The 14,271-nt window shown below is 46.3% G+C and carries 9 protein-coding genes; 5 read left to right on the forward strand and 4 right to left on the reverse strand.

What is annotated here, in order from left to right:
* Window positions 1-12: 12 nt before the first annotated feature.
* Entirely contained in the window at window positions 13-1,767 is a 1,755-nt protein-coding gene (locus AAEM60_RS04025) for an alkaline phosphatase D family protein (RefSeq protein WP_341357455.1), read from the reverse strand.
* Between the two features lie 675 nt (window positions 1,768-2,442).
* Between AAEM60_RS04025 and AAEM60_RS04030 the strand changes: the two genes are divergently transcribed.
* Together AAEM60_RS04030 and AAEM60_RS04035 are read left to right on the forward strand one after the other, a co-directional pair.
* Window positions 2,443-3,231 carry a TerC family protein gene (locus AAEM60_RS04030; protein ID WP_341357456.1) on the forward strand — a complete coding sequence of 263 codons (789 nt, stop codon included), beginning with the start codon at window positions 2,443-2,445 and terminating at the stop codon, window positions 3,229-3,231.
* Window positions 3,232-3,706: 475 nt separating this feature from the next.
* Complete coding sequence (locus AAEM60_RS04035; RefSeq protein ID WP_341357457.1) at window positions 3,707-7,765, forward strand: S8 family serine peptidase; 4,059 nt, start codon at window positions 3,707-3,709, stop codon at window positions 7,763-7,765.
* Between the two features lie 197 nt (window positions 7,766-7,962).
* Here AAEM60_RS04035 and AAEM60_RS04040 read toward each other — a convergent pair whose 3' ends face one another.
* Window positions 7,963-8,343, reverse strand: coding sequence for a YciI family protein (locus tag AAEM60_RS04040; RefSeq protein WP_341357458.1), 381 nt, complete (start codon window positions 8,341-8,343; stop codon window positions 7,963-7,965).
* 213 nt (window positions 8,344-8,556) lie between these two features.
* On the opposite strand from AAEM60_RS04040, the gene dhaK reads away from it, so the two are divergent.
* A complete protein-coding gene (gene dhaK / locus AAEM60_RS04045) occupies window positions 8,557-10,314 on the forward strand; it encodes a dihydroxyacetone kinase subunit DhaK (RefSeq protein WP_341357459.1) in 1,758 nt (585 codons plus the stop codon).
* Window positions 10,315-10,496: 182 nt separating this feature from the next.
* Here dhaK and AAEM60_RS04050 read toward each other — a convergent pair whose 3' ends face one another.
* Complete coding sequence (locus AAEM60_RS04050; RefSeq protein WP_341357460.1) at window positions 10,497-11,000, reverse strand: fasciclin domain-containing protein; 504 nt, start codon at window positions 10,998-11,000, stop codon at window positions 10,497-10,499.
* A 313-nt stretch (window positions 11,001-11,313) separates the two neighbouring features.
* Between AAEM60_RS04050 and AAEM60_RS04055 the strand changes: the two genes are divergently transcribed.
* On the forward strand, window positions 11,314-11,805 hold the full coding sequence (locus AAEM60_RS04055; protein ID WP_341357461.1) for an LURP-one-related family protein: 492 nt from the start codon (window positions 11,314-11,316) through the stop codon (window positions 11,803-11,805).
* 215 nt (window positions 11,806-12,020) lie between these two features.
* Here the strand turns inward: AAEM60_RS04055 and AAEM60_RS04060 are convergent, their stop codons facing one another.
* Window positions 12,021-12,923 carry a LysR family transcriptional regulator gene (locus tag AAEM60_RS04060; protein ID WP_299742050.1) on the reverse strand — a complete coding sequence of 301 codons (903 nt, stop codon included), beginning with the start codon at window positions 12,921-12,923 and terminating at the stop codon, window positions 12,021-12,023.
* 161 nt (window positions 12,924-13,084) lie between these two features.
* Here AAEM60_RS04060 and AAEM60_RS04065 point away from each other — a divergent pair, with 161 nt between their 5' ends.
* Window positions 13,085-14,239 carry a PrpF domain-containing protein gene (locus AAEM60_RS04065; RefSeq protein ID WP_341357462.1) on the forward strand — a complete coding sequence of 385 codons (1,155 nt, stop codon included), beginning with the start codon at window positions 13,085-13,087 and terminating at the stop codon, window positions 14,237-14,239.
* The last annotated feature ends 32 nt before the right edge of the window (window positions 14,240-14,271 follow it).

The following is a 14,271-nucleotide window of genomic DNA, read 5'->3' on the forward strand; positions in this document are numbered from 1 at the left end:
GCCTCCTTGGTGCTAATTCATTTGCATATGTTTGCCTTTTTGGGCCTGTTTTTTATGGGCCCTGTTGTGCGCTTCATGACGATCCTCTTCCACCTCGGAAGACATTGGTTTTCCTTGAGGAACGGTTGACGTTGAAACTTCCTTCAGTCCTTCTGAATCTTTTTCGTACACGAATGAAGCTCTGGTAGAAATATCTGCACCGGGACTCGAGACGAATGGAAGGACACGATAATCGGTTCTCCACTCGGTCTGCGTGACATGACAGCGTACGTAGCCGCGATAATCGTTGAAGAATTTAATATGTTCGTTCTGGGCAAGAATCCGGTCTGTGTCAGCACGCTTGTCCGCCCCGTCTCCACCGGATGTGATCGACGTGCCGACAAACTCGGCTCCAAGCATTTGGGAAGAAGGATCATCAAAGTCTGCCAGGATATTGGAAGCCCAGTTCGCGTGTACATCACCTGTCAGGACGATCAGGTTATCCATGTTTTCCTTTCGGGCAAATTCCGTGATGCGTTCCCTTGCAGGTGTGTAGCCGTCCCAGCCATCCATGCTGTAACGCGGTTGATCAGGGCTTGGACCATAATTTCGTTTGGCAAAAAAGATTTGCTGGGCAAGTACATTCCAGGAAGCAGCCGATTTGCCAAGATGATCAAGGACCCATCGTTCCTGCTCGCCACCCAGCAAAGTGCGTGAAGGATCCAGGGATTCTGCCGTCTGCGGAGAGCTTTTGTCTCCATTCGCCTGATCGGAACGATACTGACGGGAATCGAGCACCATGAAATTGGCCAGGTTCCCGTATGAGAACTGACGGTAAAGCTGCATGTCCACTCCATGTGGCATCGACGATCTTCTTAATGGCATATGTTCATAGTAGGCTTGATAAGCAGCCACACGCCGGTTCACGAACTCTTCCACAGACTGACCTTTTTCCGGGATCATATCAGCATAGTTGTTTTCCACTTCATGGTCATCCCATGTCACAACCCAAGGGAAAGCCGCATGGGCAGCCTGCAGGTCCGCATCTGTCCGGTATTGGGCATGGCGGTTCCGATAGTCCTCCAACGAACGGATTTCAGGACCTTTATGGTGTCGTACATTTCCTGTACTTGCTACATACTCATGGGGACCGTATTCATAAATGTAGTCTCCAAGATGGAAGACGAGATCAAGATCTTCTTTGGCCATGTGCTTATAGGCTGTATAATAACCGTGCTCATATTGCTGACAGGAAGCAAAGGCGAAAGTGAGGCTGGCGACGTCTGCATTCAGGGCAGGAAGGGTTTTCGTTTTTCCGATCGGACTGTAATCCTTCCCGACTTTGAAGCGGTAGTAGTACACCGTACCGGCTTCCAGATTCCCAACTTCTGCATGAACGGAGTGAGCGAGGGACGGACTGGCCATTTCCGTACCGCGCTGAACAACCCGGCGGAAATGTTCATCTTTCGCGATTTCCCACTTCACAGGAATCTTGCGGTCAGGCATCCCGCCGCCATTGAGCGGGTCGGTGGCTAAACGTGTCCATAACACGACACTATCCGGCAGCGGATCGCCAGAAGCCACCCCAAGTAAAAACGGATAGTCCTCTAACCCGGCTTCTTCTGCAGAGACAGTGAAACCGCCCATGGATTGAGCAATCGCCACTCCTAACGAAATGCCGGCGACTTTCCCCGCCCCTTGAAGGAAGCTGCGGCGGTCGACCCCTTTATGTAAGGTCTCTTCATTAAGCTTTTGAATCCAATTTTCCATCGATCTATCATTTGTCATGCGGATGTCTCCCTTCATGAATCTATTCAATCGAACAGTTCATAGTATAGGGGGTCCGTTTTAACTTGCTGTAAATGAATGTAAATAGAGGATAGAACAGGAGGGTAATCATTCCCGGGACAAAAGGATGTTTATTGATTGAATATTTCAATAAATAGGGAAGATTCAGCAGATTTCACCAATTTTCCATAGGAGGTCAGTCCCGTTTTTCTTAACATGGATGAAAAGAAAACTACATAATAAAATGAATAGAGGGAGAAGGAGATATACGGGCACTGAAATAAGGAGCAGAAATTCCTCCACATGTCTACAAAGGAAATAATAAACAAATTATCCACTTGACCAACTACTTGTCCAGTTGCTATATTTATCTCAAGACCACTATTTTGGTGAAAAAAATGAATAAGACTCCAAAGGGGAGTAGCTTTCAAGTATGTCGTCATTTCGTGATGGGATTCCCGTCTCCGGCCTGCTTGGCAACTGCGATGTTGCTTGCGAGACCTTTGCCTACAAGGTAAAGGACCCCCTCTGTATAGATGCAGATGATAGACCTTTACCAATCGGTAGAGGTCTTTTTCTATTGGAAAGGAGTGGTGTCAGGGGGATGTTGCAGCAAGTCGTTGAGTCTCGTGACAATGGGCCTGAATGTAAAAAATGGGGAAAGAGGGATGAACATTGGAATGGTCTTTATTAGTGGAGTATGGTTGGGTCTTAATGATATTAATAGCTTTGGAAGGAATTCTTGCTGCGGATAATGCTTTGGTCATTGCGACGATGGTCCGGCACCTGCCGGAGGATAAGCGGAAGAAAGCATTGTTCTACGGCTTGGCGGGAGCGTTTGTGTTCCGGTTCGGTTCCTTGTTCCTGATCTCATATCTTGTTGACATCTGGCAGGTGCAAGCCATCGGTGCCGTGTACCTGCTTGGGATCGCCATCTACCATTTACTCAAGAAGCATGTGATCAAGAAACAGATTGAAAAAGTGAAAGATAAGGAAGGCACAAAGGGATCCGGTTTCTGGTGGACCGTCGTCAAAGTGGAATTGGCGGATATCGCATTCGCGGTGGATGCCATCCTGGCAGCGGTCGCTCTTGCGGTGACGCTTCCCGAGACCAACCTTCCGGCCATCGGGGGACTTGACGGCGGACATTTCATCGTCATCTTACTCGGGGGAATCATCGGCCTTGTCATCATGCGATTTGCCGCCTCTGCGTTTGTAAACCTGCTGGAGAAACGTCCAGGACTCGAGTCCGCTGCCTTCGTTGTCGTCGGCTGGGTCGGCGTGAAGCTTGCGGTTTACGCATTAGCCCATCCGTCCTTGGGGATCATCTCATATGAGTTTGCCAAGGGATCCGTTTGGAAAGGGATCTTCTGGACGGTACTGATCGGCATTGGAATTGTGGGTTGGGTCAAGTCGAAGCCGAAAGAGGATTCAAACCAAACTTCCCGGAAAGAAATTTCTTAAGTCGGTAAGGGACTGAATAGGCAAAGATCAAGAGCTGAGGGGACTTGGCTCTTTTTTGAATGACGATCAGGGCGAGTCCCAATTGAGTAAGTCCACCTAGGTGAAAGCGCTGCCGATTGCTTGGTGATCATATTTTAGAATTTGAAGTCAGTCCCGCGGTATACTAGTGCGTTATGATGACGGGGGACTGACGCCATTTTTCATGAGGAGGCTTAGGAACCTGAGAGAGGTGGGTAAATGGGGACGTTCCCGCCCCTGCCTTCAAATAGAAAGGAATAATCAGAAATCCCCCAATAGGATGACAAAAAAATGATTCATTCTGATTAGGTTTGATCCTCCGTCGAGTCACTGGAAAGAATGTATTGCTTTCTTTCGCGACAAAATACCTAAATGAAAACCCCCATACTCTCTTCCATTGTTTCCCTTTACAATTTTTATTGTAAAGACAGTTGAAATCAGAATGGAGGAATAGTAGTTGAAGAAGATCGATTCTAAGAATCTATTAAAGGGGTTGACGGCTTCTGCCTTGGTTGGATCTTTGGCCGTGAGTGGACTTCCTTTGGTTTCCCAAGGGACGGATGTGGCGCAGGCAGGATCCGTTGTCACGTCGGATGAGGTGTTGAGTGCGTTGACACCGGAACAAAGGCGTGTCGTGAAAGAGATCGCGAGTACGTCTTCAGAAGGGGGCATTCAGCTTCCTGCCGGCATGGACCTGTCGAGTGAGGAAGACATCTCCGTCATCGTCGAATTGAAAGGACATGCTCCTGTGACAGAAGTGTTACTGGAAAAGATGAACGGGAACACGCTTTCTATGGAAGAAGCAAAGTCCAAAGTAGAGAAAGAGCATAAGAGTTTCAAAGAAGATCTTGAGAAACTCAAGATTAAAGGGAAGATCACAAGCTCGTTCAAGGAGTCCTATAATGGGGTGACCTTGTCGCTGCCTGCCTCTCAGGTGAGCAAGCTGGTAGAATCGAAACATGTCAAAAATGTGTGGGAGAACGGGAAAGTAGAGCTGATCGAGCCGGTTGTCAATGAAACGGAGCAAAGCAGTATCTATCTTGGGAAACACCCCCATGAAATGACGAATGTGGACAAGCTGCATGAAAAAGGATTGACAGGCAAGGGTGTCAAGGTGGCGGTGTTGGATTCAGGAATCGATTATAATCACCCCGATCTAAAGGATGCATATAAAGGCGGCTATGATTTCGTGGATGAAGATCATGATCCGATGGAAGCGACCTATGAGGAGTGGAAGGAATCAGGAATGCCTTTATACAATCCAACCTTATATTACACCTCACATGGTACCCATGTAGCAGGGATACTTGCCGGTCAAGGCGATGGCAAGACTCCGCTTTCGGTCAAAGGAGTCGCACCGGATGTCGATTTATACGCGTACCGTGTACTGGGACCATACGGCTTCGGTTCGACAGAAGACATCATGCAGGCCATCGATCAATCGGTGAAAGAGAAGATGGATGTGATCAATCTTTCCCTTGGGAATATCCTGAATGATCCGAGATCTCCTTTATCACAGTCCATTAACAACGCAGTTTTATCAGGGGTCACTTCGATCCTCGCTGCAGGGAATGAAGGACCCGGGCTGTACTCTGTGGGATCACCGGCAACGTCAGCTCTTGGCATTACCGTAGGCTCGACGGATACAAAGGTGAGCTATGCCAACTTTATGGGGGCTCTTCAATCCGACCAGCTGCAAGGGGAAATCGAAGTGCGCTATTCGACTTCCGAGCTTGGAGTCAACCCGCGTGATTTGAAAGGAAAGACGCTTGAAATCGTGGATGTCGGTCAAGGGACGGAAGCGGAGTACGAAGGGAAAGATGTGGCGGGCAAGATCGTCTTAATCAAAACCGGTGGATACAGCCGGTTAAGTGAAGCTTATACGGTGGCGAAGGAAAAAGGCGCGGCTGTTGCCTTCGGATACTCCAAGAACTCTCCAGGATTCATCTCGGATGCCTACCCGGATGATCCTCATATGCTTCCGGCCTTTACCCTGGAAGGAAGAAAAGCCAATGAGATCGTTCAGGCCCTTCAAACAGAGGAAGTCACCTTTACATTCAATGAGGTGAAAGAAAGAGAAGTCGCAAGGGATGACTACGTTTCATTCTTCAGCTCGAGCGGACCGGCAAGACTGACCTATGATATCAAACCGGAAGTCGTTGCACCAGGGGCCGGTATCTTATCCACGGTGCCGAAGTATTATCACCATGTAGAGGATTACACACAGTCTTACGCCAAGTTTTCGGGTACGTCCATGGCCACCCCACATGTGGCTGGAATCGCTGCCCTTCTCCTTGAAGCGAAGCCGAAGAGCGATCCGGATGACATCAAGGGCATGCTGATGAATACAGCCGATGATCTCATTGCCAACTATAGTGTATTTGATTTAGGTGCCGGTAAGGTGGATGCACTGGAAGCCTCAGAGGCAAGTACAATTATCCAGGTAGAAGACACAACGCCTCAAATAAAGAACGACCACGAAAAGGAAATCGATGAGTTAACGGGTGCTTTAAGCTTCGGGACCAAGTTTGTCAATGGAGCTGATATCGAGGACTCCCGCGACATCACCATTCAGAATACATCGGACACGGAAAAAGAATATGCCGTTGATGTCACTTTCAATGTAAATGCAAGAGGGTCCGTAGACGGGGAGGCCCAGGGTGTCAAGCTTGTCACTCCTGAAACGGTCTCAGTAAAGGCCAATGGAAAAGAGGGGTTCTCTGCGGAACTTCTGATCCCTGAAAAGGCAGTAACAGGCATTTATGAAGGGTACGTAACGTTTACCAATCGTAAGAACGAAGAAGAAGTCTATCAGATTCCATTTGCCGTAAGAAAGGTGAAAGAAGGAGTCGACTATGTTCAAACGACCGATGTCCTCTCGACGGTCAGGGAGAATGGGTACGCCAGAACACCTGCATTGAACGGAAGCTTCTCCTTGAATTCTCATATGAAGAGTGTAGACATCTTCCTGATGGACGCTGAAACGAATCAGGATATCGGGTTCCTTGGCAGTATGGATGGGCGATTCATCCCTGAAAATACTCCGGGTTATGTTTATGGATTTTTTGACGGGAGCTATTATCCGTTTACGGATGACGCGGATCACCCGATTGGTTATGAAACCATCGAAGCAGAACAAGGTGCTTATAAAGCGAAATTTGTGTTTACAGCAGACGATGGGAAAGAAACGATCATCGAAAAGCCATTCGTCCTCGATAACGAAATGCCGAGTGTAAAGACAGACCTTGAAGAACGAATCATTGAATTGGAGCCGGATGCGACATCATTCGCCATCAAGGGCTCTATCCACGATGAACAAATCGGCCTGGCCAATGAATTGGGAATCAATGTGAATCAAGGGAAAAATGGTGTATTTTATCGATCGAGTGGCAGTTACTATGATCAACCCGTTGCAGTGGATGATGAAGGGAATTTCCAGATTAATGGCTATCTCCCAAGCTACAAGAAAGTCACTTCCTATATCGTAAAAGGGAGAGACCGGGCAGGCGTGAATGCCCAGCAGCATGAATACTTCTTTGTGAAGAAGGGGACGCCATACCTCGCGACTGTCCCGGCTGAGAAAGAGGTGATGACGGGAGAGAGTATGAACTACTCCGTTTCCGCTCATCATCATGATGCTTGGAAGCAAATCTCCTACTCGTATGCTTTCGATCAAAAGGTGGTCGAAATCGATAATGTGCAGGTTGCAGAGGAATTCAAAGACAAGATTGCCGTTGAAACAGAAGAAACACCTCAAGGGATGAACGTCACGTTAACATCTACAACAGCTGAAATGATTGAGGCTTCGGCAAACAGCTCTTTACTGAACATACAGGCGACATTTAAAAAAGACAGGTTTTATAGTAACCATCTCCCATTAACATCAAGTGCCATCAAGTTGACCAAAGCGGATGACACCACGGTCACGCTTGAAGGGATTTCTCCTTCTGTCAAAGTCTGGTCAAGTGTCTCTGAATTGACGGGCGATATGAACGGTGAAGCGGTCTTCTTCCGGGATGCCTTTGGAAGACTGCAGACAAGTCATATCGACTATCACGCACTTGGGGCTACCATCAAAGCCACGGACAAGGAAGGAAATGAATATGAAGGACAAGTCATCGAGGACGGAAAGTTCAAGATCGAATTGCCTTCCACCCAAGAACAGATGACCCTTACCTTTGAAGCACCGGCCCATCTGAAAGTCGTGAAAGAATTCCAGATCGGCCGTGAGAATAAGTATGGAGAAGAACAGACCATCAAATTCTTCCCAGCCATTGCAGGAGACGCCAACCACGACCAAATAGTCGATATCCGAGATGCTGTCTACCTTGAAACGCACTGGGGTTCTGCTGAACGTCAGGCAGACTTCAACTTTGACGGGAAGGTCGATAGGGAAGACATGACGTATATCCAGAAAAACTACTTAATGGTGAATCCGATGGTAGAAGTGAAGGATAAGGCGAAAGACAAGGATGCTGGTAGAAGTCTTGAGGATATTGTGGAAGCATTAAAGTAATGTAGTTGTAAAAGAAGTTAGAAGGAAGCACGGGGGCGGGCCTCGTGCTTCTTTTTCACCTTGATAGGCAGCATCAGAACCGTCCCCGCGATACCCTTCTCCTTCTTGAAGAACTGCAGCAGATTGTGAAATGAAATAGAGGTATTATTTTTCCTCTCCCAATAGTGTGAAAAGGATAAATCTATTATTATGCTAACTTACTTATCATTCTTAAAGTAATGAACAGGACGAATCTCGATTCGCCATCCAAACTCTTCTCCTATATTTAATTGCGTTGTCGGATGAATAGAGGCCAGCTGAATCGCCTCATCCATGTCCTCTGCTTCAAAAATGAAAATGCTGCCAATCAGCTCTTTCGATTCTGTAAACGGACCATCTGTTACCATGACCTTCCCGTCCACACGGCGCAAGTTTTTGATCTCTGACTCCAGACCTGCATCAAGCAGAACCTTACCACTTTCATAAAATTTCTCCGTGTGCGGCTGGCATTCATCCATCACAGCCTCAATCTCTGCCCTTGGACGTGCATCCATTTTTTCAGAGTTGAAATAGCCCATACATAAAAATATCATCATCATATCTCCTAGATCACTCAAATTTTTTGTATCTATCTAAATAATTTGTAAAATTCTGATAATCTTATCTTGCCATAATTGCTCAAGCGGGGACCATTCTCGTACTTCTTTTTTCATCAAGAAGAAGCATCAGAACTGTCCCCATGCTTCTTGCTTTCGTTTTAACATGGTCAATGAGATAATTTGAGCAACGATAAACTGAAGGAGGAGTTATGAATGAAGAAGGTCATGAATGAACCTGAAGATTTGGTCGTGGAGATGTGCAATGGGATGGCCATGGCTCATCCGGAGCTTGAGTTTATGAAAAAGTATAAGGTGATGAAGAAAAAGGATTTGAATGAAGAGAAGGTAACGTTGATCAGCGGCGGGGGAAGTGGACATGAGCCTGCACATGCGGGGCTGGTGGGAAAAGGGATGCTCGATGCTGCAGTGTGCGGTGATGTGTTTGCGTCGCCTTCGCAGATCCAGGTATATCAGGCGATTAAAGCAACAGCCGGTAAAAAGGGAGCCTTGCTGGTCATTAAGAATTACAGCGGGGATATCATGAATTTTAAAAATGCGGCTCACTTGGCTTCAGAGGATGGCATCCCTGTGGAATATGTCAAAGTCGATGATGATATTGCGGTGGAAGACAGCCTTTATACAGTGGGACGCCGTGGTGTAGCGGGAACTGTGTTGGTACATAAAATTGCCGGAGCGGCTGCTGAAGAGGGCAGGGACTTGATGGAAGTCAAAGCCGTGGCGGAGAAGGCCGCTGAAAATGTCCGCAGCATTGGCTTCGCACTGACATCCTGTACCGTCCCAGCCAGTGGATCTCCGACTTTCAAATTGGATGATGATGAAATCGAATATGGCGTTGGGATTCACGGAGAGCCAGGGACAAGACGGGAAAAAATCGCGTCCGCTGATGAATTGGCACAGCGTATGGTGAACGACCTTCTGAAGGATCTGAAAATGGAAGAGGGGGATTCTTCCGAAATCGCGATCCTAGTAAACGGCTTTGGGGGTACACCGTTGCAAGAACTCTACCTTTTCAACAATGCCGTTACCCGGATTTTGGCGGATAAAAAGATCGCGATCAACCGTGCCTTTGTCGGTAATTACATGACCAGCATCGATATGGCAGGCGTTTCCCTGACCGTGATGAAGCTGGACGAAGAGTTGAAAACATTGCTATCCAGTGAAAGTACTGCATCTGCGTTCAGAGTGGACGGACCGGTTCCGGGTGTCGAGTACATCGACCTCGAGGAGGATGATGAAACGAAGCCGGTATCATTCGAGGTGGAAACACCGGAAGAGAACGCTGTAATCAAGAATAATATAGCCTCACTTGAGAACATCATATACCTCGTGGATAAAATGAGCGACATCATCATCAAGAACGAAGTACCATTCTGTGAATTGGATTCACATGCCGGGGATGGGGATTTCGGGATGAGCGTTTCCAAAGGCTTCAAGCAATTGAAACGGGAGTGGAAAGATATCCTGAGTCAGGATAATCTCACAATCGGCAGCTTTTTAGACGCAAGTTCCATGGTCATCATGGAATACTGCGGTGGTGCTTCCGGTCCGATATGGGGATCTGCATTCCGGACTGCAGGGAAAGCGGCCCAAGATCGAATGGAGCTGACCGTGGAAGAATTCGCTGATTTGCTGCAGGCTGCCGTAAAGGGAATCCAGGATACAGGCGAAAGATCCTTCGGCAGAGGGGCAGAGGTCGGCGACAAAACACTCGTGGATGCACTCGTCCCTTGTGCGGAGTCCTGGTCAGATAGCGCCGCTAACGGTGATGACTTCAAGACCGCTTTTGAAAAAGGAGCAGCGGCTGCTGTAGAAGGAGCCGAGAAAACCAAGGAAATCGTTGCCCGGATGGGACGTGCCGGTACCGTAGGGGAAAGAAGCCTCGGTCATCCGGATGCCGGTGCATATGCGCTGGGGGTTATCTTTACGGAGCTTGCGGAGAGTTTGAGGTAAAGATACGAGGAGCAAGGGGGCGGTTCTCTTGCTTCTTTTCTGTATAAGATGGAGGCACGTGGCCGGTTCTCATGCTTTATTTACTTTGGTAAGAGCATCGAACCGTCCCTATGCTTACAATAAAAAGGCTCGCCCAAAAAGTCGCAACCGGACTTTTGAGCGAGCTTCATTTTTCCCAGAACTTATTCTGGAAGTAACACTTCGTCGATCACGTGGATGACACCGTTGGAAGCCTGGATATCTGCTTTCACCACATTGGCGTTGTTGATGCGAACGGGATCCAGTGAGATATCCACTGTTTTCTTGGCTAGTGTTTCCGCCTTAGTACCGTCTTTAAGATCTGTAGACATCACTTTACCAGATAGCACATGGTACAGGAGAATGTCCTTCAAATCTTCTCTCGCCAATAATTCTTCTGCCGTAATGCCTAATTTCTTCAGCAGCTTTTCAAACGCAGCATCAGTCGGTGCGAATACCGTATACGGTCCCTCGCCTTTCAATGTCTCCACCAGGCCGGCTTTTTCTAAAGCGGCTGCAAGCGTTTTGAACTGGCCTGCTTCTACAGCGGTGTCAACGATATCCTTACTTGCCGGAGCTCCGCCTTCAGTAGCCGATACGCCATTTGAAAGGGTCAGGAAAACCATGAATACTGCCATAATCAAAGCAAATGTTTTATTTTTCATCATTCTACCTCCTGCTATTTTTATGTAAACATGTGTTTACTCAGAAGGTAGTATGTGTTTGTTTAGCAGGATTATCCATTTTGTTTATATATTTGGACAAATTTGTCCCTGACCCGGGAGCGTGGGCAATCTCGCGCTTCAATTTTTTTATGAGGTAGTTTCAGATATATCCCGATGTTTTCCAGACATTTCAGCTTAGTAAGATCAAGAACGGGGAAGCGGTGCAGATGGCTGAGTTATACGAATGCGAAATTTTGGAACCAACGCCCCTCTCAAACGTAAATAAACTAAAGACTCAAAAGTGGGAGGCAAAATCATGAGGCAACTTTATATAAAGCAAAAAGTATTTAGTCTTAGCGGGAAGTTCACGGTAAAGGATCAAGAGGAGAAGGACCGATATTATGTGGAGGGAAGCTTTATGAAGGTTCCGAAGACTTTCTCTATTATGAATGCAAGCAAGGATGAAGTGGCCCTTATTACGAAGAAGACGTTCAGCTTTTTACCGAAGTTTTTTGTTGAGGTGAATGGTCAAGAGGCATTGACGATCAAGAAGGAGTTATCCTTTCTGAAAGCACGCTATACGATTGATGCGGCAGGCATTGAAGTGCAGGGGAATTGGTGGGATATGGATTTTCAAGTGTTACAGCATGGCAAAATCGTAGGCGAAGTGGGCAAGGAGTGGTTCACTTGGGGCGACAGTTACAGGGTGAAAGTAATAAATGAAGAGATGGAAACGCTGATGATTGCTCTTGTTATTGCCATTGATTGTGTGAAGGCGGATGAAGCGGCTGCTTCTTCGGTTAACTGAGAGTGTAGTATGGAAAAGCACGGGGACGGTTCCCGTGCTTTTTTAAGTGGTAGATCAATATGTAAATCCGCCTCTGGTCCATGGGGATAGGTAACGTTGCTTTCTCTGACTAGACTGACCGGGGTACCTGTCCCTTTGGTTGATCAAGGGATATAGCAATATCATATTTATTTATTTTAATTATTTTAATATACTTAATTTAGTGAACTTTCAGTCTAATGATTGTTTTCTTCAGAAATTTCTTTTAGCCGGCTTTTTCGAAAATCCCAATTATTTAAGAAGTCGCAAAAAGCTTTGATCAGCACGTTATTGGAGTATTCTTTCTTGTAAATTAACCAGGTTTGCCGTTTCACATGCTCCCCTTCTTTTGTTAAGCAGGGTGTTTTGAAGAGGTCTTCATCCTCCTCCAATAATATGTTGGGGAGAATAGCATAGCCCAAGCCGTTTAATACCATTTCTTTACACGTTTCCATATTGTCTACTCTCATCGTGATGGATGGGGGCGATACATAATTTTCTGTCCACCAGTTATCGATCAATGTTTTTAATGAGGTGTCCGTGTTGTAGTAAATCCTTGGGAGATTCGCCAGGTTACTCAGATCAATAGGTTTCTTGGATACAATGAGTAAGTTTTCTTCCATGAGTAATTGTTTTTCTTGAGAAAGCTTATAGTTGCCCCTGAGGATTCCCAGCTGTGTTTGTTCTTTGAAAATGGAGTTGATGACTTCTTCACTCCACCCGGTTTTGACATGGAATTCCACTAAGGGAAACTGTTTGGTGAACTCACCCAGGATAGGAGGGAGTTTGTAGCGGGAAAAAATGCTGGAAGCACTGATTCTTAACGTTCCTTGAATCTTGTTCTCAAAGTTTAGGACATGTTCTTTTACTTTTTGGAACTCTTTCTGCATGTTCATGGCGTATTGGACCAGGTATTCACCTTGTGGGGTAAAAGCGACGCCCCTATGGCCCCGGGAGACAATTTTCACGCCGAACTCTTCTTCCAGCTTTTTTAGTCTATAGGTTACCGCAGGTTGTGAGCTTCTTAAGGCTTCAGCGGCTTTGGTAATATTTTTGTGTTCGAATAACAAAGTCAATAAATCCCAGTCGAATTGATCCATGACAGCCTCCTGGAGTTGTTGATGTTAGTGGTTTTAGGGAATGATATAAAAATATTTTATCGTATATTATAAAAAATAAATATTTTATTTATTTCTCTTCCTTGAATATACTCTTCTTATACCATGGTATCAATTAATTTTTTAAGAAGGTGCATGACAGAGTGAACATTCATGGTCAATTATATAAACTGCCAAGCGTTTTAATGAGGGGTGGGACGAGTAAAGGGTTAATTTTCAAAGATATGGATCTGCCAAAGGATGACAAAGACAGGGATTACGTCATAACCAAAATTTATGGAAGTTCTAAAAATGGACAGATTGACGGCATCGGAGGGGGAACGCCTCTCACAAGTAAGGTTGCCATAGTGGGGGTAACGGATAAACCGGAATGTGATATTTATTATACATTCGGTCAGGTTAGTACAAATAGTCAGAATATTGATTATAATGTGACTTGTGGAAATATGGCTTCGGCTGTCGGATTATTTGCAGTCGAAGAAGGCCTGGTCAAAATCAATGAAGGGATGACGAGGGTAAGGATTTATAATACCAATACCAAGCGGGTGATGGAAGTGGAAGTACCCGTCAAGGATGGACATGTCATCTATGAGGGGGATTTCTCTATAGCCGGAGTTTCGGGAACGGGATCATGCATTATGGTCAACTTCCTGGATTTCGGGGGATCCTACACGGGGGATTTGCTTCCGACGGGGAATGTAGTGGATATCATCCAGCTCGAGGATGGGAGCATGGTGGAAGTGACGATCATTGATGTTGGAAATATTCTGGTCTTCCTTCACGCTTCTGATATTGGGTTAAAAGGAATTGAACTTTCAGGGGAAATCAATCAACCATCTGTGCAAAAAAGAATTGAAGAAGTCAGAGTGAAATGCGGCAGACTTATTGGATTATTTCAGGAAGGGGAGGTTGTCACACCTGAAACTCATGCTCTCCCAAAGGTAGCCATTATTTCTCCAGCAACCGAGTATACGGATGAAAATGGGGAAGTGGTCAAGAGCGACAACATAGACATCGTAGCCCGATATATCGCAATGGGAACACTGCATCGTGCATTTGCAGTCAGCGGCGCCATTGGGCTCGGCACTGCTTGCAAGATACCCGGATCCCTTCCTCATTCACTTATCTCAGAAGGCAAGGATGAAATCAACATCGGCCATCCGACCGGAACAATCCTTGTTCATGTCAGCGTAAGGAAAGAGAATTCTACTTATAAGCTTGTAAGAGGCGGAATAGGAAGAACGGCAAGAAGGATCATGGAAGGACATACTTTGATACCCATTGAATTGATGGGTTGATAAGTATCGAAAAAAATTAAAGCGTTTACAAA

Source organism: Rossellomorea sp. y25, from assembly GCF_038049935.1.
GTDB lineage: Bacteria > Bacillota > Bacilli > Bacillales > Bacillaceae_B > Rossellomorea.